Annotated in this window: 24 protein-coding genes, 1 tRNA gene, 1 pseudogene and 1 riboswitch; of the genes and pseudogenes, 8 read left to right on the top strand and 18 right to left on the bottom strand. The window is 68.4% G+C overall.

Translation table 11 applies throughout. The features are described from left to right. Positions 1–8 precede the first annotated feature (8 nt). On the bottom strand, positions 9–830 hold the full coding sequence (locus IF78_RS0102800; RefSeq protein WP_031478382.1) for an ABC transporter permease: 822 nt from the start codon (positions 828–830) through the stop codon (positions 9–11). Beyond that, the gene (locus IF78_RS0102795; RefSeq protein ID WP_037639512.1) at positions 823–1,623 is read right to left on the bottom strand and encodes an ABC transporter permease; all 801 of its coding nucleotides are present in this window, start codon (positions 1,621–1,623) and stop codon (positions 823–825) included. Before IF78_RS0102795 ends, IF78_RS0102800 begins: the two co-directional genes overlap by 8 nt. Before the next feature lie 256 nt (positions 1,624–1,879). Between IF78_RS0102795 and IF78_RS0102790 the strand changes: the two genes are divergently transcribed. Then, positions 1,880–4,261: a transglycosylase domain-containing protein gene (locus IF78_RS0102790; RefSeq protein ID WP_031478379.1), complete on the top strand. Its 2,382-nt coding sequence runs from the start codon at positions 1,880–1,882 to the stop codon at positions 4,259–4,261. A gap of 16 nt (positions 4,262–4,277) precedes the next feature. Here IF78_RS0102790 and IF78_RS0102785 read toward each other — a convergent pair whose 3' ends face one another. The 3 genes from IF78_RS0102785 to IF78_RS0102775 all read right to left on the bottom strand — a co-directional run bounded on the left by IF78_RS0102785 (position 4,278) and on the right by IF78_RS0102775 (position 5,502). Continuing rightward, positions 4,278–4,598, bottom strand: a complete 321-nt coding sequence (locus tag IF78_RS0102785; RefSeq protein ID WP_031478377.1) for a DMT family transporter — start codon at positions 4,596–4,598, stop codon at positions 4,278–4,280. A 33-nt stretch (positions 4,599–4,631) separates the two neighbouring features. Continuing rightward, positions 4,632–4,694: riboswitch (guanidine-III (ykkC-III) riboswitch) on the bottom strand. Positions 4,695–4,748: 54 nt separating this feature from the next. Further along, on the bottom strand, positions 4,749–5,105 hold the full coding sequence (locus IF78_RS0102780; RefSeq protein WP_031478376.1) for a GroES family chaperonin: 357 nt from the start codon (positions 5,103–5,105) through the stop codon (positions 4,749–4,751). A gap of 67 nt (positions 5,106–5,172) precedes the next feature. Continuing rightward, entirely contained in the window at positions 5,173–5,502 is a 330-nt protein-coding gene (locus tag IF78_RS0102775; protein ID WP_031478374.1) for a DUF3618 domain-containing protein, read from the bottom strand. A gap of 95 nt (positions 5,503–5,597) precedes the next feature. Here IF78_RS0102775 and bcp point away from each other — a divergent pair, with 95 nt between their 5' ends. Next, complete coding sequence (gene bcp, locus IF78_RS0102770; protein ID WP_031478372.1) at positions 5,598–6,065, top strand: thioredoxin-dependent thiol peroxidase; 468 nt, start codon at positions 5,598–5,600, stop codon at positions 6,063–6,065. On the opposite strand, the gene IF78_RS0102765 is transcribed toward bcp, so the two are convergent. Further along, a complete protein-coding gene (locus IF78_RS0102765; RefSeq protein WP_031478370.1) occupies positions 6,046–6,558 on the bottom strand; it encodes a GNAT family N-acetyltransferase in 513 nt (170 codons plus the stop codon). The genes bcp and IF78_RS0102765 overlap by 20 nt on opposite strands. Before the next feature lie 148 nt (positions 6,559–6,706). Between IF78_RS0102765 and IF78_RS45640 the strand changes: the two are divergent. The 3 genes and pseudogenes from IF78_RS45640 to IF78_RS0102760 all read left to right on the top strand — a co-directional run. Then, positions 6,707–7,319, top strand: a pseudogene (locus IF78_RS45640) (HNH endonuclease signature motif containing protein); the annotation flags it as partial. A gap of 201 nt (positions 7,320–7,520) precedes the next feature. After that, positions 7,521–7,649, top strand: coding sequence for an HNH endonuclease (locus IF78_RS50775; protein WP_425314595.1), 129 nt, complete (start codon positions 7,521–7,523; stop codon positions 7,647–7,649). 44 nt (positions 7,650–7,693) lie between these two features. After that, positions 7,694–7,777: transfer RNA gene (locus IF78_RS0102760), tRNA-Leu, on the top strand. A 50-nt stretch (positions 7,778–7,827) separates the two neighbouring features. Here IF78_RS0102760 and rdgB read toward each other — a convergent pair. From rdgB to IF78_RS0102740, 4 genes are all read right to left on the bottom strand, one after another. Further along, the gene (gene rdgB / locus IF78_RS0102755) at positions 7,828–8,430 is read right to left on the bottom strand and encodes an RdgB/HAM1 family non-canonical purine NTP pyrophosphatase (protein WP_031478369.1); all 603 of its coding nucleotides are present in this window, start codon (positions 8,428–8,430) and stop codon (positions 7,828–7,830) included. A 49-nt stretch (positions 8,431–8,479) separates the two neighbouring features. After that, a complete protein-coding gene (locus tag IF78_RS0102750) occupies positions 8,480–8,884 on the bottom strand; it encodes a hypothetical protein (RefSeq protein ID WP_031478367.1) in 405 nt (134 codons plus the stop codon). Between the two features lie 146 nt (positions 8,885–9,030). Further along, positions 9,031–9,768 (bottom strand): ribonuclease PH, encoded by a 738-nt coding sequence (gene rph, locus IF78_RS0102745; RefSeq protein WP_031478366.1) that lies wholly within the window; start codon positions 9,766–9,768, stop codon positions 9,031–9,033. Positions 9,769–9,851: 83 nt separating this feature from the next. Beyond that, positions 9,852–10,085, bottom strand: coding sequence for a PTS sugar transporter subunit IIB (locus IF78_RS0102740; RefSeq protein WP_031478364.1), 234 nt, complete (start codon positions 10,083–10,085; stop codon positions 9,852–9,854). A 150-nt stretch (positions 10,086–10,235) separates the two neighbouring features. Here IF78_RS0102740 and IF78_RS0102735 point away from each other — a divergent pair, with 150 nt between their 5' ends. Continuing rightward, positions 10,236–11,528: a PTS transporter subunit EIIC gene (locus IF78_RS0102735; protein ID WP_031478362.1), complete on the top strand. Its 1,293-nt coding sequence runs from the start codon at positions 10,236–10,238 to the stop codon at positions 11,526–11,528. A gap of 124 nt (positions 11,529–11,652) precedes the next feature. Continuing rightward, entirely contained in the window at positions 11,653–12,906 is a 1,254-nt protein-coding gene (locus IF78_RS0102730; RefSeq protein WP_031478360.1) for a PTS transporter subunit EIIC, read from the top strand. Between the two features lie 80 nt (positions 12,907–12,986). Here the strand turns inward: IF78_RS0102730 and IF78_RS0102725 are convergent, their stop codons facing one another. Then, positions 12,987–13,739, bottom strand: coding sequence for an MBL fold metallo-hydrolase (locus tag IF78_RS0102725; RefSeq protein WP_031478359.1), 753 nt, complete (start codon positions 13,737–13,739; stop codon positions 12,987–12,989). A gap of 262 nt (positions 13,740–14,001) precedes the next feature. Between IF78_RS0102725 and IF78_RS0102720 the strand changes: the two genes are divergently transcribed. Next, entirely contained in the window at positions 14,002–14,454 is a 453-nt protein-coding gene (locus tag IF78_RS0102720) for a type II toxin-antitoxin system PemK/MazF family toxin (protein WP_031478357.1), read from the top strand. Between the two features lie 28 nt (positions 14,455–14,482). Here IF78_RS0102720 and IF78_RS0102715 read toward each other — a convergent pair whose 3' ends face one another. From IF78_RS0102715 to clpS, 7 genes are all read right to left on the bottom strand, one after another. Further along, positions 14,483–15,433, bottom strand: a complete 951-nt coding sequence (locus tag IF78_RS0102715; RefSeq protein ID WP_031478356.1) for a PLP-dependent cysteine synthase family protein — start codon at positions 15,431–15,433, stop codon at positions 14,483–14,485. A gap of 5 nt (positions 15,434–15,438) precedes the next feature. After that, positions 15,439–15,717: a MoaD/ThiS family protein gene (locus tag IF78_RS0102710; RefSeq protein WP_031478354.1), complete on the bottom strand. Its 279-nt coding sequence runs from the start codon at positions 15,715–15,717 to the stop codon at positions 15,439–15,441. 113 nt (positions 15,718–15,830) lie between these two features. Next, positions 15,831–15,926, bottom strand: a complete 96-nt coding sequence (locus tag IF78_RS50610; RefSeq protein ID WP_324617258.1) for a putative leader peptide — start codon at positions 15,924–15,926, stop codon at positions 15,831–15,833. A gap of 111 nt (positions 15,927–16,037) precedes the next feature. Further along, complete coding sequence (locus IF78_RS0102700) at positions 16,038–16,460, bottom strand: M67 family metallopeptidase (RefSeq protein ID WP_031478352.1); 423 nt, start codon at positions 16,458–16,460, stop codon at positions 16,038–16,040. A 136-nt stretch (positions 16,461–16,596) separates the two neighbouring features. Beyond that, complete coding sequence (locus tag IF78_RS0102695) at positions 16,597–18,033, bottom strand: amino acid permease (RefSeq protein WP_031478351.1); 1,437 nt, start codon at positions 18,031–18,033, stop codon at positions 16,597–16,599. A gap of 374 nt (positions 18,034–18,407) precedes the next feature. Beyond that, positions 18,408–19,016 (bottom strand): DUF2017 domain-containing protein, encoded by a 609-nt coding sequence (locus IF78_RS0102690; RefSeq protein ID WP_031478350.1) that lies wholly within the window; start codon positions 19,014–19,016, stop codon positions 18,408–18,410. Positions 19,017–19,028: 12 nt separating this feature from the next. Beyond that, complete coding sequence (clpS, locus tag IF78_RS0102685) at positions 19,029–19,346, bottom strand: ATP-dependent Clp protease adapter ClpS (protein WP_031478349.1); 318 nt, start codon at positions 19,344–19,346, stop codon at positions 19,029–19,031. Positions 19,347–19,400 lie beyond the last annotated feature (54 nt).

Here is a 19,400-nt window from a genome sequence, read left to right as displayed (position 1 = left end):
AGCTGCCCCTAACTCCCCGTACTCCGATACGAGCGCAGCCCGGTCCGCCACGCCAGACCGGCCAGCGCACAGCACACCGCCGCCACCAGCGGCGAGGCGAAGGCCGTCCACTCGGGCAGGCCGATCGGGTACGGCCGCCCCAACACATAGGCGGCGGGCACCCAGTTGACGAAGGCGAGCGGCAGCATGAAGGTCACCCCGCGCACCAGGTCCTTGCCGAACACGGTCGGCGGATACTGCAGCAGCGTGGTCCCGCCGTACGTGAACGCGTTCTGCACCTCGGCGGCGTCCTGCGCGAAGATCTGGAAGGCCGCGCCCGCCACGAACACCGCCGAGAAGATCGCCGCACCGCTGACCACCATCACCGGCACCAGCACCACCTTCGGCGCGCTCCAGTCGACGTCCACCGCGACCAGCGCGTACCCGAGGACGACCGCGCCCTGGGTGATCCGGCCCAGTCGGCGCAGCGCGAAGTGGTCCGCGCCGACCTGGGCGAGCACCGGTGCGGGACGCACGAGCAGCGTGTCGAACGAGCCGTCGCGCATCCGGGCGCCCAGGACGTCCATCGAGCCGAGCACCAGGTCGGCGATCCCGAACGCCGTCACCGACAGCCCGTACAGGAAGGCGACTTCGGCCAGCGACCAGCCGCCCAGCGAGTCGACCTGCGAGAACATCAGCAGGATCGCCACGAAGTCCAGGCCGGTCACCAGCAGGTTGCCGAACACCGTGACCACGAAGGAGGTGCGGTAGGTCATGCTGGACCGCACCCACATCCCGGCGATCAGCCGGTAGGCCCGCAGCCCGTCGAGCAGAGCGTTCCGCTCAGCCACCCTGCACCACCACCCGCCGGGTCGCCGCCGACTGCAGCAGCCGCCCCGCCGCCAGCAGCACCACCGCCCACGCCGCCTGGAAGGCGAACGCCGCGAGCGGATCGGTCTCCCCCATCAGCACGTCCGCCGGCATCTGGATCTGCGCCGCCCAGGGCAGTACCCGCACGATGTCGCCGAAGACGCCGGGGAAGGCGTTCAGGGGCAGCACCATGCCCGAGAAGAAGATTCCGGTGATCATCATGACCTGGTTGACGCCCATGCCGTCCAGCAGCCAGAACACGCTCAGCGCCGCCAGATAGCGGATCGCGAAGCTGACGAGCATCGCCAGCAGGAGCGCGACCAGACAGGCCGCCCAGGCGGTGAACTCCGTCGGCAGGGCCATCGGGAAGAACAGCGCGCCGAACGCGAACGGGATCACGCCCCGCCCCAGCATCTGGAACAGCGCCCGCCCCATGTCGCCCGCCAGCCACCACAGTTGGAGGTCGGCCGGCCGGTACAGGTCGACGGCGATCTCCCCGGTGCGGATACGCTCCATCAGGTCTTTTTCCGCGCCGCCGCCCTGGATGGCCAAGGTGGCGTAGAGGCACTGCCCCAGCCACACATAAGTGACCGCCTGCGCCTGGTCGTAGCCCCCGAGGTGCGGCTTCTCGTCCCACAGCGCCAGATACGTGTAGACGAGGATCACGCCGAAGACGGTGTTGGTGAACACACCGGCCGCCGTAGCCGCCCGATATGTCGCGTATCGTCTGAACCCGCCCACCGCGACGGCTAAGTACAACCGCCCCGATCCCACATCCACGGCCCTCCTCGCCCGCGCCCGACACCGAAGCGCAGGAGCCTAGTGCGCGCACGAGGAGAGCTGCCAGCGGATTTCCGGGACGGGATCTCCGGGGACGCCGGCGAGAGAGTCCGCTCACTTTCCGCGGACGCCCGCCGGTTTCCGGGAACGGAACGACCGGTGCGAGAGTCTTCAATGGGGGCGCAGTAGGCGTACGAGGCGTACGGGAACGTACGTCCGTAAAGACGTATAACAGGAGTCTGTGCACGACATGAGCGACGAGCAGCAGCCGCCACAGCAGCCGGCCCAGCGATCAGGGCGGTCGAAACGGACCGGCTGGCGGCGGATCATCCCGACCTGGCGGACGGTGCTCGGCACGTTCGTCATCGGCGCGCTGCTGCTGTTCGGGTTGTTCTTCCTCGGCTACTCCATGGTCAAGATCCCGCCGGCCAACGCCCTCGCCACCAAGCAGGCCAACGTCTATCTGTACGCCGACGGCTCCGTGATCGCCCGCGACGGCCAGGTCAACCGGGAGAACGTCACCCTCGGGCAGATCTCCAAGGACGGCCGGCACGCGATCCTCGCCGCCGAGGACCGCGACTTCTACACCGAGTCCGCGATCGACCCCAAGGCGATGCTCCGTGCCGCCTGGAACACGGCCACCGGCAAGGGCAAGCAGTCCGGCTCCACGATCACCCAGCAGTACGTGAAGAACTACTACCTGCGCCAGGAACAGACCGTCACCCGCAAGGTGAAGGAGTTCTTCATCTCGATCAAGCTGGACCGCGAGAAGAGCAAGGACGAGATCCTCGAGGGCTACCTCAACACCAGCTTCTTCGGCCGCAACGCCTACGGCATCCAGGCCGCCGCCCAGGCCTACTACGGCATCGACGCGGCGGACCTCGACCCGGCCCGCGCCGCCTATCTGGCCGCGCTGGTCAACGCGCCCAGCGAGTACGACGTCGTCGCCCACCCGGAGAACAAGGCCGCGGCCGTGGCCCGCTGGAACTACGTCCTGGACGGCATGGTGACCAAGGGCTGGCTGCCCGAGAAGGAACGGGCGGGCATGAAGTTCCCGATGCCCAAGGAGGCCACGGTCTCCACCAACCTGTCCGGGCAGCGCGGGTACATCGTGCGGATCGTGAAGGACTACCTGATCCAGAACAAGATCGCCACCGAGGAGGACCTGGAGGCCGGCGGCTACCGCATCACCACCACGCTGCAGAAGGACAAGCAGGACGCCTTCGTCGACGCCGTCAACGACCAGCTGATCTCCAAGCTGGACAAGAAGAACAACAAGGTCGACACCTACGTCCGCGCGGGCGGCGCCTCCGTCGACCCGAAGACCGGCAAGGTCGTCGCGATGTACAACGGCATCGACTACGTGAAGCAGTACACCCCGAACGCCACCCGCCGCGACTACCAGGTCGGCTCCACCTTCAAGCCGTTCGTGTTCACCTCTGCCGTGGAGAACGACTCCACCACGCAGGACGGCCGCCCGATCACCCCGAACACGATCTACGACGGCACCAACAAGCGCCCCGTCCAGGGCTGGTCGGGCGGCAGTTACGCCCCCGAGAACGAGGACCAGGTCTCCTACGGCGACATCAGCGTCCGCACGGCCACCGACAAGTCCGTCAACTCGGTGTACGCGCAGATGGCCGTGGACGTGGGCCCGGAAAAGGTGAAGGACACCGCGATCGAGCTCGGCCTGCCCACCGACACCCCCGAACTCCAGGGCGTCCCGTCCGTCGCACTCGGCACCGCCACCGCCAGCGTCCTGGACATGGCGGAGGCCTACGCGACCCTCGCCAACCACGGCAGGCACGGCACGTACACCATGATCGAGCGGGTCACCAAGGACGGCGCCGACGTCATCGAACTGCCGAAGCGCAAGACCACCCAGGTCATCAGCCGCGAGGCCGCCGACACCACCACCTCGGTCCTGCAGAGCGTCGTCGAGAACGGCACCGGCACCCCCGCCCAGGCCGCGGGCCGTCCGGCGGCCGGCAAGACGGGCACGGCGGAGAACGACAAGGCCGCCTGGTTCGCCGGATACACCCCCGAGCTCGCCACCGTCGTCGCCGTCATGGGCCAGGACCCCGACACGGCCGAACAGAAGCCCCTGTACGGCGCGCTGGGCGCGGAGCGCATGAACGGCAGCGGCCCGCCCACCGCGATCTGGGCCCAGTTCACCGAGGAGGCCCTGAAGGGCAAGCCGGTCACCGACTTCGACCTGGAACTCCAGGAGGGAGCGGAGGTGCCCCAGTACCCGACGACCGACCCGACCAAGGGCGACCCCGAAACCGGCGGCCAGGACAACGGCGGCACCACCGGGGACACGACCACCGGCGGCCAGGACAGCGAGGGCCAGACCGGCGGCGAGACCCCGGGCCAGACGGACGGCGGCACCACCGGCGACACGACCACCGGCGGCACCACCGACGCAGGGACCACCACCGACGGCGGCACCACGGGCGACACGACGACCGGCGGCAGCGACGACGGCGGCACGACCTCCGGCGGCGGCACGACCGGCGAGATCATCGGCGGGATGGACACCGGCGGCAGCACGGGCGGAGACACCTCCTCCGGCGGCACGGACAGCGGCGGAGGAGGGTCCTCGGGAACCGGGGGCGGGGAGGATCAGTGACCGCCGGCCGACCGCATCAGTGACCGCTGGTCGCCTTCAGCCCCACCACGGCGACCAGCAGCAGACAGACGAAGAAGATCCGCGCGGCGGTGACCGGCTCCCCCAGCACCGCCATACCGACCACCGCCGCGCCGGCCGCGCCGATGCCCACCCAGACGCCGTAGGCGGTACCGATGGGCAGGGACTTCGCGGCGTACGACAGCAGCAGCATGCTGGCGACGATGCCGACGCCGGTGAACAGGCTGGGGACGAGCCGGGTGAAGCCGTCCGTGTACTTCATCCCGATCGACCAGCCGACTTCCAGCAGACCGGCGACGACGAGCAGAACCCAGGCCATGACGAGCACCTTTCGCAAAGACGGAAACCTGGCGGTGCGTCGTCTTTGCCTTCACCCGGTACGGCGCGTCTCGTCGGGTTCCTTGCAAAGGTAGCAAAGAACAACGAAAAGGGCTGGTGACAAGGCTCACCAGCCCTTTCGAACCGTCGTTCAGAGGTAGAGGCCGGTCGAGTCCTCCGACCCCTCGAACCTGTCTGCGGCCACGGCATGCAGATCGCGCTCGCGCATGAGCACGTACGCGACCCCGCGCACCTCGACCTCGGCACGGTCCTCGGGGTCGAACAGGACCCGGTCGCCGGGCTCCACCGTCCGTACGTTCTGCCCCACCGCGACGACCTCGGCCCAGGCCAGCCGACGGCCGACCGCCGCCGTGGCGGGGATCAGGATGCCGCCACCGGAACGCCGCTCGCCCTCGCTGGTGTCCTGCCGCACGAGTACACGGTCGTGCAGCATCCGAATGGGCAGCTTGTCGTGGTGGGTGCTGTGCTCGTTTCTGTTGGCGCTCACGCCTCGAACTTACCTGCCTTCGCCGCGTCCGTACGCCGCCGGGTCCGCCGTCACTCGGACACAGCCCTCAGCCCCTGCGGCGCCGGGTGCCGAGCGCCAGCAGCCCCACGAGGCCGACGGCGACGAGCGCGACGGGCACGATCCGCTCCAGGCGGGGCGCCCCGTCCTCGTGGATGAACTTTCCCTTGACATCGCTCACGGCCCGGTTGACCCCGACGTAGGCCCGTCCGAGCGTGTGGTCGATGTTCGACACGACCTTGGCCTTGGCGTCGCCGACGATCGTCTTCGGGTGCACCCGCACCCCGATCTCGTCGAGCGTCTCGGCCAGCGCTGCGCGGCGGGCCCTGATGTCCGCCTCGATCTGCGCCGGGGTTCTGGTGTCCGACGTGTCCGCCACCGTACGGCCTCCGAAGTGAAGCTGATGCTGTTTCCGGACAGTCTGTCAGCTCCACGCCGAACCGCACCGTCAGGCTCCCCGGTTACGCTGGTTCGATGAGCGAGCGACTCCAGCCGGGGGACGTGGCCCCCGCCTTCACTTTGCCCGACGCCGACGGCAACGAGGTGTCCCTGTCGGACCACAAGGGCCGCAAGGTCATCGTCTACTTCTACCCGGCCGCCCTGACCCCCGGCTGCACCAAGCAGGCCTGCGACTTCACGGACAACCTGGAGCTCCTGGCCGGCGCCGGCTACGACGTCATCGGCGTCTCCCCAGACAAGCCGGAGAAGCTCGCCAAGTTCCGCGACAAGGAGTCCCTGAAGATCACCCTGCTCGCGGACCCGGAGAAGTCCGTCACCGAGGCCTACGGGGCCTACGGCGAGAAGAAGAACTACGGCAAGACCTACATGGGCGTCATCCGCTCCACGATCGTCGTGGACGAGGAGGGCAAGGTCGAGCGCGCCCTGTACAACGTGCGGGCGACGGGGCACGTGGCGAAGATCATCAAGGACTTGGGTATCTGAACGAGAGCCAGACGTCAGGGGCCAGGTCGGGCCGGTCCGGCACCGCCCTGCGCTCCTCGGTCCAGCACCCCGGGGCAAGCTCCTCGGCGACCCGCCGCCAAAAACGTACGGCGCCCGGATTGCCGTCCTGAAAAGCGACCTCCCAATCCCCGGGGTGCCGCCGCACCACCTCCCGCACGGCCCACAACCCGACTCCGGCCCGTCGCGCTCCCCGCACGACGAAGAAGCTGTTGAGCACACGGACAGGGCCACCGACCGCCCGCACAAAGGCGAACCCGACGGGCTGCTCCCCCCTGCTGAAGAGATACGGCACCCAGCCGCCACCACCGGCGAAAGCCGCCTCCAGCCACTCCTTCCGAAACGTCCCGTCCGGGTTGGGCAACTGCCCGCCGAACTCGGACATGTCGTGCCGGAACAGAAGCCAGAGGCGTTCGATGGTGGGACGGTCGTCGGGGGTGGCCGGTCGCACATGCACGGCACTGTGAATGGTCATGAAAAAAGCCTCCCGGGGTGCTCGGTCGCCCGAGCCCGGAAGGCTTGCCTGGTGATCCAGACCATATCAGCCGCGCCGTGACCGTCCGATAAGCGGTTCGTTGCTCTGTGCGTACTGCGAACGTGCGGCCGGAGACGGAGGGGGCTCGATGGGGGCCAGCGCGTACACCAAGGAGCGGCTGGAGGAGGCGGCTCGGGGGGCGCGCACGTCGGAGGCGTTGGGGAGGTTGGGGGTGGATCCGGGGAGTTCGACGCGGCGGTATGTGCTGGGGCGGATGAAGAAGCTGGGGGTTGATGTCTCGCACTTCGAACGGGAGGGTGTGAAGTGGACGCGTGAGATCCTCCAGGAGGCGGTTTCGGCGTCGACGAACATGTGCGAGGTACTTCGGCGCCTTGGGCTTGAGGTGGTCGGCGGTCACCACACCCACATCAGCCGCCGGATCAAGGCGCACGGGATCGACACGTCACACTTCCAGGTGCCGACCCAGCGGGGCAGGGTCTGGAGGCCTCGAACGCCAGAGGCCCTGCTCGTCGAGCAGCCGAGCGGCCGGGCTCGGCGCATCCCAAGTGATCGGCTCCGGTGGGCGATGACGACCACAGGCATGCCAGAGCGGTGTGCGATGTGCGGCACGGAAGCGGTGTGGCGAGGGCACCCGCTCCCCCCTGGAGGTCGACCACATCGACGGCAACTGGCGGGACAACCGGATCGAGAACTTGCGGTTCCTGTGCCCCAACTGCCATTCGACGACGGACAGTTACCGAAACCCGGCCATACGGCCAACTGCGCCGCCATCTCGCGGCGGGCCGGGCACCACGCCGCTCCGGCGGGCACAGGACATCCTGGTCCGGCATGACGGCACCCGTCGGACCAGAACCCACCTGCTACGCCGGGCACTCTTGGAAGTGGGCGTGCCCGAGGAGTGCAGCGAGTGCGGAACAGGCCCCGAGTGGCTCGGCAAGCCGATGACGCTGGAGGTCGATCACATCAACGGGGACTGGGGCGACGACCGACGGGAGAACCTGCGGTTGCTGTGTCCCAACTGCCACGCGGTTACGAGCACCTGGTGCCGAGGCGGCCGCAGAGCCCGATAGGCGTCGACTAAGCAGCCGCCCAGCCGGGTAGCATGAGCGCGCGGGCGGCCGTGGCGGAACTGGCCTACGCGCAGCACTTAGGATGCTGTGGGAGAAATCCCTTGAGGGTTCGAGTCCCTCCGGCCGCACATCTTTGATTCGAAGGTCCACCCGAGTTCGGGTGGACCTTCGTCAATTGTCAGCCCAACAGCTCCCGCACCACCGGCACCAGCGCCCGAAATGCCTCCCCCCGATGGCTGATCGCGTTCTTCTCCTCGGCGCTCAGCTCGGCGCACGTCCGTGTCTCCCCCTCCGGCTGGAGGATCGGGTCGTATCCGAAGCCGTTCGTGCCCACGGGGGCGTGCCGCAGGACACCCCGCAGCTGCCCCTCGACCACGCGCTCGGTCCCATCCGGCAGGGCGAGCGCCGCTGCGCACGCGAAGTGCGCCCCCCGATGCGCGTCGTCGATGTCGGACAGCTGGGCCAGCAGCAGCTCCAGGTTCGCCCGGTCATCCCCATGCCGCCCCGCCCAGCGGGCCGAGAAGATGCCGGGGGCGCCGTTGAGGACGTCGACGCACAGGCCGGAGTCGTCGGCGACGGCGGGCAGACCGGTGGCCTGAGCCAGGGCGTGGGCCTTCAGCAGGGCGTTCTCGGCGAAGGTGACGCCGGTTTCCTTGACGTCGGGGATGTCCGGGTAGGCGTCCGCGCCGACGAGATCGTGACCGAGACCTGCGTCGGCGAGGATCGCCCGGAGCTCGGTGATCTTTCCGGCGTTGCGGGTGGCGAGGATGAGGCGGGTCATGGGGTCCAGTATCCCGGCCCCCGCCCGCCCCGGTTCGCTGTCCTGGTCGTTACGGCGTGCAGACCTTGGTCAGTTCGCCGGCCGCGTCCGTGACCCCGCTGATGTCGGGGGTCTCGTCGCCGTTCTCGACGGCCGTCTGGACCTCGGTCAAGGCCTTGCGCATGTCCTCGGTCGCCTTGTCGAGGTCGGCGTTGTCCGTCTTGCTGCCGATCTTGTCGAGGTTGTCCCCGATGGACTGGACGGACTCCTCGATCTGCGTCGGGTCGTTCGACGCGTTCTCCACGGCCTGCTGGAGTTCGGTCACGCTGTCGGCGATGGTCTCGGCGGTCTGGACGCAGTCCAGCGCCGTGTTGACGGCGTCGCAGCCGGTGGTCAACCCGGCCGTCAGCCCGACTGCCGCGATGGTCGCGGCGGCTATGGCGATACGGCTCCGGCGGCGTCGGCTCGTGGCCATGGTTGACGTTCCTCCCTGCCTCAGGCCCGCGGGCCCCCGTTGTGCACTGGCCGGGCGTACAGCGGTGTGCTGTACGCCCGTACTCCTAGGGACGCCGGGGATGGTGGCGCGGTTGCCCGAAGCTGCGGCTTCTCTTGGTGTGTCCTTTACCTTTCGAGGACCGTATCAAGTGCCTTGCGCTGGAGTTCGGCCAGCTCCCCGCAGCCGGAAACGGCAAGGTCCAGAAGGGAGTTGAGCTCTTCGCGGGCGAAGGGTTCGGCCTCGGCGGTGCCCTGGACCTCGACGAAGCGGCCGTCGCCGGTGCAGACGACGTTCATGTCGGTCTCGGCCTTCACGTCCTCCTCGTAGCAGAGGTCGAGGAGCGGGACGCCGCCGACGATGCCGACCGAGACGGCGCTGACCGTGCCGGTGAGCGGCTTGCGGCCGGGCTTGATCAGCTTCTTGCCCTGGGCCCAGGAGACGGCATCGGCCAACGCCACATACGCGCCGGTGATGGCTGCCGTACGGGTGCCGCCGTCGGCCTGGAGGACGTCGCAGTCGAGGACGATGGTGTTCTCGCCGAGCGCCTTGTAGTCGATGACCGCGCGCAGGGAGCGGCCGATGAGGCGGCTGATCTCGTGGGTGCGGCCGCCGATCTTGCCGCGCACGGACTCGCGGTCGCCGCGGGTGTTGGTGGCGCGGGGCAGCATGGCGTACTCCGCGGTGACCCAGCCCTCGCCACTGCCCTTGCGCCAGCGCGGGACGCCTTCGGTGAAGGAGGCGGTGCACAGGACCTTGGTGTCGCCGAAGGAGACGAGGACGGAGCCCTCTGCGTGCTTGCTCCAGGCGCGTTCGATGGTGATCGGGCGGAGCTGTTCGGGGGTGCGGCCGTCGAATCGAGACATGCCGAGAGCCTAGCCGCAGAAAGGGAAGAGGCCCCTCCCCCGGTGGGAAGGGGCCCTCAGGGGCCTGGCGCGGTGGCCCGGCCTCACATCATGTCTTCGATTTCCGCCGCGATCGGGTCGGCGTCGGTGCCGATGACGACCTGGATGGCCGTGCCCATCTTCACGACGCCGTGGGCGCCGGCGGCCTTCAGGGCGGACTCGTCGACCAGCGAGGGGTCGCTGACCTCGGTGCGGAGCCGGGTGATGCAGCCCTCGATCTCCTCGATGTTGTCGATGCCACCGAGTCCGGCGACGATCTTCTCAGCCTTGCTGGCCATGTTCCCACTCCCTGATCCGAACCGCTTTGTCGCAGTAACCCACAGTTGGCCCATCTTTGCGAGCGGTCATGTCGTGCGTACCGAAGGATGGCGTTCACGACAGCGGAACCGTCCGCCAACTGGTCTACACCACCCTACCGAGGGGCGTCCATGAGTGCCGACAGCGCTGCCGCCGGCCCCGTGCGGGTTCGCTGGAACAACCTCTTCCAGGGCCTGCAGAAGATGGGCCGCAGCCTTCAGCTCCCGATCGCCGTCCTGCCCGCCGCCGGCATCCTCAACCGGCTTGGGCAGCCTGATGTGTTCGGGGACGAAGGGCTGGGCTGGGACAACGTCTCGAAGGTGATGGACGGCGCGGGCGGGGCGCTGCTGGACGGTTCGCTCGGGCTGCCCCTGCTGTTCTGCGTCGGGGTGGCCATCGGCATGGCGAGGAAGGCGGACGGTTCGACGGCGCTCGCGGCGGTGGCGGGGTTCCTCGTCTACTACAACGTGCTGCGGGAGTTCCCGGAGGGCTGCCCGGAGGGGACGAAGGAGATCCCCGACATCGGCTGCGCCGCGGCCGAAGGGGCGGTGAGCGCGTACACGTACCAGAATCCGGGGGTCTTCGGCGGCATCGTCATCGGCCTGCTGGCGGCCTTCTTCTGGCAGCGCTACCACCGGACGAAGCTGGTGGACTGGCTGGGCTTCTTCAACGGCCGGCGTCTCGTGCCGATCATCATGGCGTTCGTGGCGATCGTGTTCGCGGTGCTGTGCCTATGGGTCTGGCCGCCGATCGGTGACGCGCTGGAGAGCTTCAGCGACTGGATGGACGGCCTGGACGCCTGGGGCGCCGGCGTGTTCGGCGTCGCCAACCGTGCGCTGCTGGTCGTGGGGTTGCACCAGTTCCTCAACGTGCCCATCTGGTTCCAGTTCGGCAGCTACACCACGCCGGACGGCGAGGTGGTGCACGGCGACATCAACATGTTCCTCGCGGGCGACCCGGACGCCGGCCAGTTCACCTCGGGCTTCTTCCCGATCATGATGTTCGCCCTGCCGGCGGCGGCCCTCGCCATCACGCACTGCGCGCGGCCGAGTCGGCGGGCGGAGGTCGGCGGCCTGATGCTCTCGGTGGCGCTGACGTCCTTCGTCACCGGCATCACGGAACCGATCGAGTACTCGTTCCTCTTCGTCGCCCCGCTGCTGTACGTGGTGCATGCGCTGCTGACGGGCGTCTCGATGGCGGTGACGTGGGGGCTGGGGGTGCACGACGGCTTCAGCTTCTCGGCCGGGCTGATCGACTACATCATCAACTGGAACCTGGCGACGAGACCCTGGGCGATCATTCCGATCGGCCTGTGCTTCGCCGTCGTCTATTACGCGATCTTCCGTTTCGCGATCACGAAGTTCGATCTCAAGACGCCGGGTAGGGAGCCGGAGGAAGAGGTCGAGGACGTCACAAAGGTCTGACAAAAGGCCTTGAAACGGGTCCGGTAAATCCCCGGGAATCGCGGGTTCCTTATCTCGCCTTCATCGTGCTACAACAGGTCTACACCACTGAGTGGTGTAGACCACCACCCGATGGAGGAAGTCTATGAGCACCGCCACCGCGCCAACGGCGGCCCCCACGAAGAAGTGGGGATCCGGTCTTTTCCAAGGTTTGCAGAAGGTCGGCCGCAGCCTGCAGCTGCCCATCGCCGTGCTGCCGGCGGCGGGACTGATGGTCCGCCTCGGCCAGGACGACGTGTTCGGCAAGGACGGCCTCGGCTGGGACAAGGTCGCCTCGGTGTTCAGCAACGCGGGCGGCGCCATCACCGGCGCACTGCCGATGCTCTTCTGCATCGGCGTCGCCATCGGCTTCGCGAAGAAGTCCGACGGCTCGACCGCCCTGGCCGCACTCGTGGGCTTCCTGGTCTACAGCAAGGTCCTTGAGTCGTTCCCGGTCACCGAGGCCAAGATCCAGGCCGGCGAGGACATAGCCGCGACGTACAACAACCCCGGTGTCCTCGGCGGCATCATCATGGGTCTGCTCTCGGCGGTCCTGTGGCAGCGGTACCACCGCAAGAAGCTGGTGGACTGGCTCGGCTTCTTCAACGGCCGGCGTCTCGTCCCGATCATCATGGCCTTCGTCGGCGTCGCCGTCGGCGTCTTCTTCGGGCTGGTCTGGGAGCCCATCGGTGAGGCCATCGGCGACTTCGGCGAGTGGATGACGGGCCTCGGCTCCGTCGGCGCCGCCCTCTTCGGTGCGATCAACCGCGCGCTCATCCCGATCGGCATGCACCAGTTCGTGAACACGGTGGCGTGGTTCCAGCTCGGCGACTTCAAGGACGCCGCTGGCGAGGTCGTCCACGGCGACTACAGCCGCTTCCTGGCCGGCGATCCGACCGCCGGTATGTTCATGTCCGGCTTCTTCCCGATCATGATGTTCGGCCTGCCGGCCGCCGCGATCGCCATCGCCCACTGCGCCCGGCCCGAGCGCCGCAAGGCCGTGATGGGCATGATGATCTCCCTCGCGCTGACCTCCTTCGTGACCGGTGTGACCGAGCCGATCGAGTTCTCGTTCATGTTCATCGCCCCGCTGCTGTACGTCATCCACGCGGTCCTGACCGCCGTGTCGATGGCCGTCACCTGGGGTCTGGGCGTCCACGCGGGCTTCAACTTCTCCGCGGGCTTCATCGACTACGCGCTGAACTGGAACCTCGCGACCAAGCCATGGCTGATCATTCCGATCGGCCTGGTCTTCGCGGCGATCTACTACTCGGTCTTCCGCTTCGCGATCATCAGGTTCAACCTCACCACCCCGGGCCGCGAGCCCGAGGAGGAGGTCGAGGACCTCACCAAGGCGTAGGCCCGACGACAGGACGAAGGCCCCGGAACCGGGAAGGTTCCGGGGCCTTCGCGCGCATACGGGCCTGAACCCCGTACGGGCTAGATCTCGTACGTCTGCCTCGGCGCCGCCAGCTCCACCGGACCGTCGTAGACCTCACGCGCGTCGGCCAGGTTGACCTGGGGGTCGGTCCACGGGGGGATGTGGGTGAGGACCAGGCGGCGGGCGTTCGCGCGGGACGCCGTCTGGCCCGCTTCGCGGCCGTTGAGGTGCAGGTCGGGGATGTTCTCCTTGCCGTGCGTGAACGCGGCCTCGCACAGGAACAGGTCGGCGTCGCGGGCGAGTTCGTCCAGGGCCGTGCTGATGCCCGTGTCGCCGGAGTAGGTCAGGACCTTGCCACCGTGCTCGATCCGGATGCCGTACGCCTCCACGGGATGGGCCACGCGCTCCGTGTGCACCGTGAACGGGCCGATCTCGAAGGTGGACGGCTTGACCGTGTGGAAGTCGAAGACCTCGCTCATGGACGAGGCGGTGGGGGTGTCGGCGTAGGCGGTGGTCAGGCGATGTTCCGTGCCCTCGGGTCCGTAGACCGGGATCGGGTCGCACCGGCCGCCGTCGTGCCGGTAGTAGCGCGCCACGAAGTACGCGCACATGTCGATGCAGTGGTCGGCGTGCAGATGGCTGAGGAAGATCGCGTCGAGGTCGTAGAGACCGCAGTGGCGCTGCAGCTCGCCCAGGGCGCCGTTGCCCAGGTCGAGAAGCAGCCGGAAGCCGTCGGCCTCGACGAGGTAGCTCGAGCAGGCCGATTCCGCGGACGGGAACGACCCCGAGCAGCCGACGACGGTGAGCTTCATGAAACAGAAACCTCCGCTGGCGGATATCCAGAGAATCCAGAAGATCGGGAATGGGGCGTCGGGGGTCGTGCGGTTTGTCGAGCGTAAGGCGCAAAACCTCCGGTCGCTCCTCCGCCAAGGGCTGTTGTGGGCGAACTCACCTGTGGTGTCACGCGTTCGGCTGGACGCGGCGGGGGAACTCGCACGTGTTTCGGACTGTGGGGAAGCGTGAGGCGGGTGCGAAGGCGCGCGGGGGTGGGTGTGCGCCGGTACCTTCGTGCGTATGGACACGTCCTGGTGGCTCGCGCTCGCGGCGGTGGTACTGCTCGCGCTGGTCGCCGTGCTCGTGGACGGCTGGGGGCGGCGACGCCCCGAGGGGCGGCGGACTCGGCCGCCCGGGAGGCCCCGGGGGCGGGGTGAGGGGCGCCGTCCGGAGCCCGCGGAGATCTGGTGGGCGCGGGTGCCGTACGAGGACGGGCCGGGGGCCAAGGACCGGCCCTGTCTGGTGCTCGCGGTGCGGGGGCAGCGGGTCACGGTCGCCAAGATCACCAGCAAGTACCGGGACGAGCGGTACGGGGTGATTCCGCTGCCGCCGGGGGCGGTCGGGGACGCCCGTGGGCGGGCGAGCTTTCTGGAGACGGATGAGCTGCGGGACGTACCGGTGTGGGACTTCCGGCGGCGGGTGGGGGTGATGGACCCGGTCGTGTGGGACCAGGTCCGTCACCTCTCGACGTAAGCGCTCCGCCGGGCGGGGCGGGCGCCGCTCAGGCCCAGAGTTGACCCTGCAAGGTCTCGATCGCTTCCTCTGTCGTGGGCGCCGTGTAGACACCCGTCGAGAGGTACTTCCAGCCGCCGTCGGCGACGACGAACACGATGTCGGCGGGCTCTCCCGCCTTCAGCGCCTTCTTGCCGACACCGATCGCCGCGTGCAGCGCGGCGCCGGTGGAGATGCCCGCGAAGATGCCCTCCTGCTGCAGGAGTTCGCGGGTGCGGGTGACCGCGTCGGCCGAGCCGACCGAGAAGCGGGTGGTCAGGACGGAGGCGTCGTACAGCTCGGGGACGAAGCCCTCGTCGAGGTTGCGCAGGCCGTAGACCAGGTCGTCGTAGCGCGGTTCCGCCGCGACGATCTTGACGTCCGGCTTGTGCTCGCGCAGGAAGCGGCCGACGCCCATCAGGGTGCCGGTGGTGCCGAGGCCCGCGACGAAGTGGGTGACCGAGGGGAGGTCGGCGAGGATCTCCGGGCCGGTCGTGGCGTAGTGGGCGCCGGCGTTGTCCGGGTTGCCGTACTGGTAGAGCATCACCCAGTCGGGGTGTTCGGCCGCCAGCTCCTTGGCGACGCGTACGGCGGTGTTGGAGCCGCCCGCGGCCGGGGACGAGATGATCTCCGCGCCCCACATGGCGAGCAGGTCCCTGCGCTCCTGCGAGGTGTTCTCGGGCATCACGCACACGATGCGGTAGCCCTTGAGCTTGGCCGCCATCGCGAGCGAGATGCCGGTGTTGCCGCTGGTCGGCTCCAGGATCGTGCAGCCCGGGGTCAGCCGGCCGTCCTTCTCCGCCTGCTCGATCATGTGCAGGGCGGGGCGGTCCTTGACCGAGCCGGTGGGGTTGCGGTCCTCCAGCTTGGCCCAGATGCGGACGTCCTCGGACGGCGACAACCGCGGCAGGCACACCAGGGGGGTGTTGCCGACCGCGGCGAGCGGGGAGTCGTAGCGCATCTGGATCAGGCCATACCGCCGGCCACGGCCGGCAGGATCGTGACGCTGTCGCCGTCGGAGAGCTTGGTGTTGATGCCGTCGAGGAAGCGGACGTCCTCGTCGTTCAGGTAGACGTTGACGAAGCGGCGCAGCTGCTCGCCGTCCACGATGCGGGCGTGGATGCCCGCGTGCCGCGTCTCGAGGTCGGCGAACAGCTCGGCGAGGGTGTCACCGCTGCCCTCCACCGCCTTCTGACCGTCGGTGTACTGGCGGAGGATGGTCGGGATGCGGACCTCGATGGCCATGGCTCAGGGCTCCTGTCGGGAGTAGTCAGTCGGGGGCGCGCGGCAGCGCAGTGCAGCGGGGTGGTGCGTGTGAGGCGCCGCGGCTCACGGCCGTACGGCGGCAGGGTGTCGCGTCAACAGATGGCGCTGGCGAGCCTGCACAGATCGACGTGCAGCCGCGCCACGAGCAGCAAGCCCGGCGTCTTTTCGCTCACGTCGTGGGAAACCATGGGGTCATCGTATCGATTCCCGGTCCGGCTTTTGGAATGTGATCCCACATCGCGGACGGATGAGGGCCGGGGAGTGAGACCGCGCTGTTCAGGCCGACTCCGTACGACGAATCAGTACGCCTCGACGACCTTGACCTCCTCTTCCGTGACCTCCCCCTCCACGATCCGGAAGGAGCGGAACTGGAACTCGCCGAGGCCGTCGGTGTCGGCGGTGGAGACCAGGACGTAGTGCGCGCCGGGCTCGTTGGCGTAGGAGATGTCGGTGCGGGAGGGGTAGGCCTCGGTGGCCGTGTGGGAGTGGTAGATGACCACGGGGTCCTCGTCGCGGTCGTCCATCTCGCGGTAGAGCTTGAGCAGGTCGCCGGAGTCGAACTCGTAGAAGGTGGGCGACATCGCCGCGTTCAGCATGGGGATGAAGCGCTCGGGGCGGTCCGAGCCCGCCGGGCCCGCGATGACGCCGCAGGCCTCGTCGGGGTGGTCCTTGCGCGCGTGGGCGACGATCTGGTCGACGAGGGCCTGGGTGATGGTCAGCATGTCGGTCAGGATAAGCAGAGGGCCGCCCCGTACCGAAGGGTGGTACGGGACGGCCCATATGCCGGACGCCCTGAGCGGCAGCGGCAGGGGGCACCACGAGAGCTCCCTGCCACTGGGCGTCCCTGCGGTGAAGCGTTCAGCCGACCTTTTCGAGCTCCGGCTCGCCGCCGCGGTCGGTGATCTGCGGGTTGCGGCTCTTGAGGATCGCCCAGCCGATGCCCAGGGCGACGGCCCAGCCGGCCGCGACGTACAGGCAGACCCGCGCGTCCTTGTCGTACGCGATCATGCAGGTCACGCCGATGAGGAAGAGCAGTGCGACCCAGCTGAAGAGCGCCCCGCCGGGAGCGGGGAAGGACGAGGCACGCAGTCGGCCGGCGTCGACCGCGGCGCGGTAGCGGATGTGGCTGACGAGGATCATCATCCAGGTCCAGATGCCGGCCGCGGTGGCGACGGAGGTGACGTAGAGGAACGCCTTCTCCGGGACGACGTAGTTCAGGACGACGCCGATGCCCATGAGCGCCACGGAGACCGTGATGCCGACAGCGGGCGTCTTGCGGGAGTTCAGCTTGCCGAAGGCCTGCGGTGCCTCGCTGTTGGCGGCGAGGTCGCGCAGCATCCGGCCGGTCGAGTACATGCCCGAGTTGCAGGACGACAGGGCCGCGGTGAGCACCACGAAGTTGACGATGCCGGCGGCGAGCGGGATGCCGATCTTGCCGAAGGCGTGGACGAACGGGCTCTCGCCGGCGGAGAACTCGGTCCACTTGACGACGGAGAGGATCACCAGGAGCGAACCGACGTAGAAGACGATGATGCGCCAGGGCAGCGTGTTGATGGCCTTGGGCAGGGTCTTCTCGGGGTTCTCGGACTCGCCCGCGGTGACGCCGACGAGCTCGACGGCGAGGTAGGCGAACATGACGCCCTGGAGCGTCATCAGGCTGGAGCCGATGCCGTTCGGGAAGAAGCCGTCGTGCGCCCAGAGGTTGGAGACGGTGGCGGTGTCACCGGCGCCGGAGAAGCCGAGGGTGAGCACGCCGAGGCCGATGACGATCATGCCGATGATGGCCGTGACCTTGATCATCGAGAACCAGAACTCGACCTCGCCGAAGATCTTGACCGAGATCAGGTTGACCCCGAAGAGCACCACCAGGAACACCAGGGCGCTGACCCACTGCGGGATCTCGGGGAACCAGAAGTGGATGTAGATCGCGGCGGCCGTGAGTTCGGCCATGCCGGTGACCACCCACATGAGCCAGTACGTCCAGCCCGTGACGAAACCGAAGAACGGGCCGAGGAATTCGCGGGCGTACTCGGCGAAGGAGCCGGAGACGGGCCGGTAGAGGAGCAGTTCGCCCAGGGCCCGCATGATGAAGAAGATGACGACGCCCGCGAGGGCGTACATGAGGATGATGCTCGGGCCGGCCTTGGCGATGTTCGCTCCGGCACCCATGAACAGACCGACGCCGATGGCACCGCCGATCGCGATCATCTGGACCTGACGGCTGCCGAGGCCGCGCTCATAGCCCTCTTCGGGAGCGTCCGTGGCCTTCGCGTCAGTGACCTTCGAAGAGGTCATGTGTAGTGCGCCTTTCTCCATGCCGACCCGGGCCCTTCGTCGGCCTCGGATCGGGTCTCGATCCCCCCGGATTGCTGGAGTTGAGCGAGCTCGCGAGCCCGCTCGTGCCTGACCGGCGATCCGCCGGCCGCGTGGCGCACCCGGCCGAACATTCGGGTGGTGCTCGCCGGGCGTCGTGAAGATTTATCACGGCGTTCATAGTGATCGGGTACGGAACATGTGGCGCATCACACAGGAAGAACCGGACAAACGAATCGCCGCCGCCCAGAGGGGGCGGCGGCGGTGACACGATCGTTATCCGGATTTGAGCGTCCGCTGAGCGAACACGAATCCGTCACATTCCGGCACAGAATGGTCGCAAGTACGGTTGCGAGCTACGGCATCAGCGTCGCGACCAGCGTCTCCTGGAGCCCGCCCAGCCACAGATACGCCATCACCATCGGCTTGCGCGGGTCCTCGTCCGGGAGCCGGTAGAGCAGGTCGGTGTCGTCCTCGTCGGTGATCTCCAGACGGGAGCCGATGGCCAGGCGCAGGTCGTTGAGGGCGCGCAGCCACTGCTGGGACTCCTCGGCGGAGAGCTTGAGCACCGCGCCGCCCTCCCCGGCCGAGGCGGAGCTGAGCTCGTCCAGGGAACGGACCACCGCGAGCGCGTTGTCCCGCTTGCCGGCGCGCAGGTCGTTCTCGGTGTAGCGCCGGAACTCCGCGGAGTACGCCCGCTGCTCCTCGGCCTCCTTGGCCTGCGGGGCGCCTTCGGGGTCGCTGTAGGCGTCCGGGAACAGGCGCTTGAGCACCGGGTCGGCCGGCGGTTCGCTCGGACCCTCGGCGAAGAGCTCGGCGAGCGGGTCGTCGGGGGCGTCCTCGGCGGGGCCGGGCCCGATGAGTTCCAGGAGCTGGACGGCCAGCGACCGGATGATGGAGATCTCGACGTCGTCGAGGGCGACGGCCGCGCCGCCGCCGGGGAGCGGTTCGAAGGTTCCTGGCATGGAGACGATTCGCTACTTCCGGTCCTGTTGGAGGGTGGCCCACAGCCCGTAGCCGTGCATCGCCTGCACGTCGCGCTCCATCTCCTCGCGAGACCCGCTGGAGACGACCGCCCGGCCCTTGTGGTGGACGTCGAGCATGAGCTTGGTGGCCTTGTCCTTGCTGTACCCGAAGTACGCCTGGAAGACATAGGTCACATAGCTCATGAGGTTGACCGGGTCGTTGTGGACGATCGTGACCCAGGGGACGTCCGGCTCGGGGACGGCGAAGGCCTCCTCCGCCGCTTCGGTACGTTCGATCTCTACGGGAGCGGGTGACGTCACAGTGCCCATGCTGCCACCGGAGGGGGGTGGTCGCACAAATCCTCGTCGAACCCCGGAGCAGAC

Origin of the sequence: Streptomyces bicolor (genome assembly GCF_000719285.1) — a bacterium.
GTDB classification, from domain to species: Bacteria; Actinomycetota; Actinomycetes; order Streptomycetales; family Streptomycetaceae; genus Streptomyces; species Streptomyces bicolor.
Note: the sequence above shows the minus strand (reverse complement) of the source record. Positions and strands in the feature narration are given on the sequence as shown.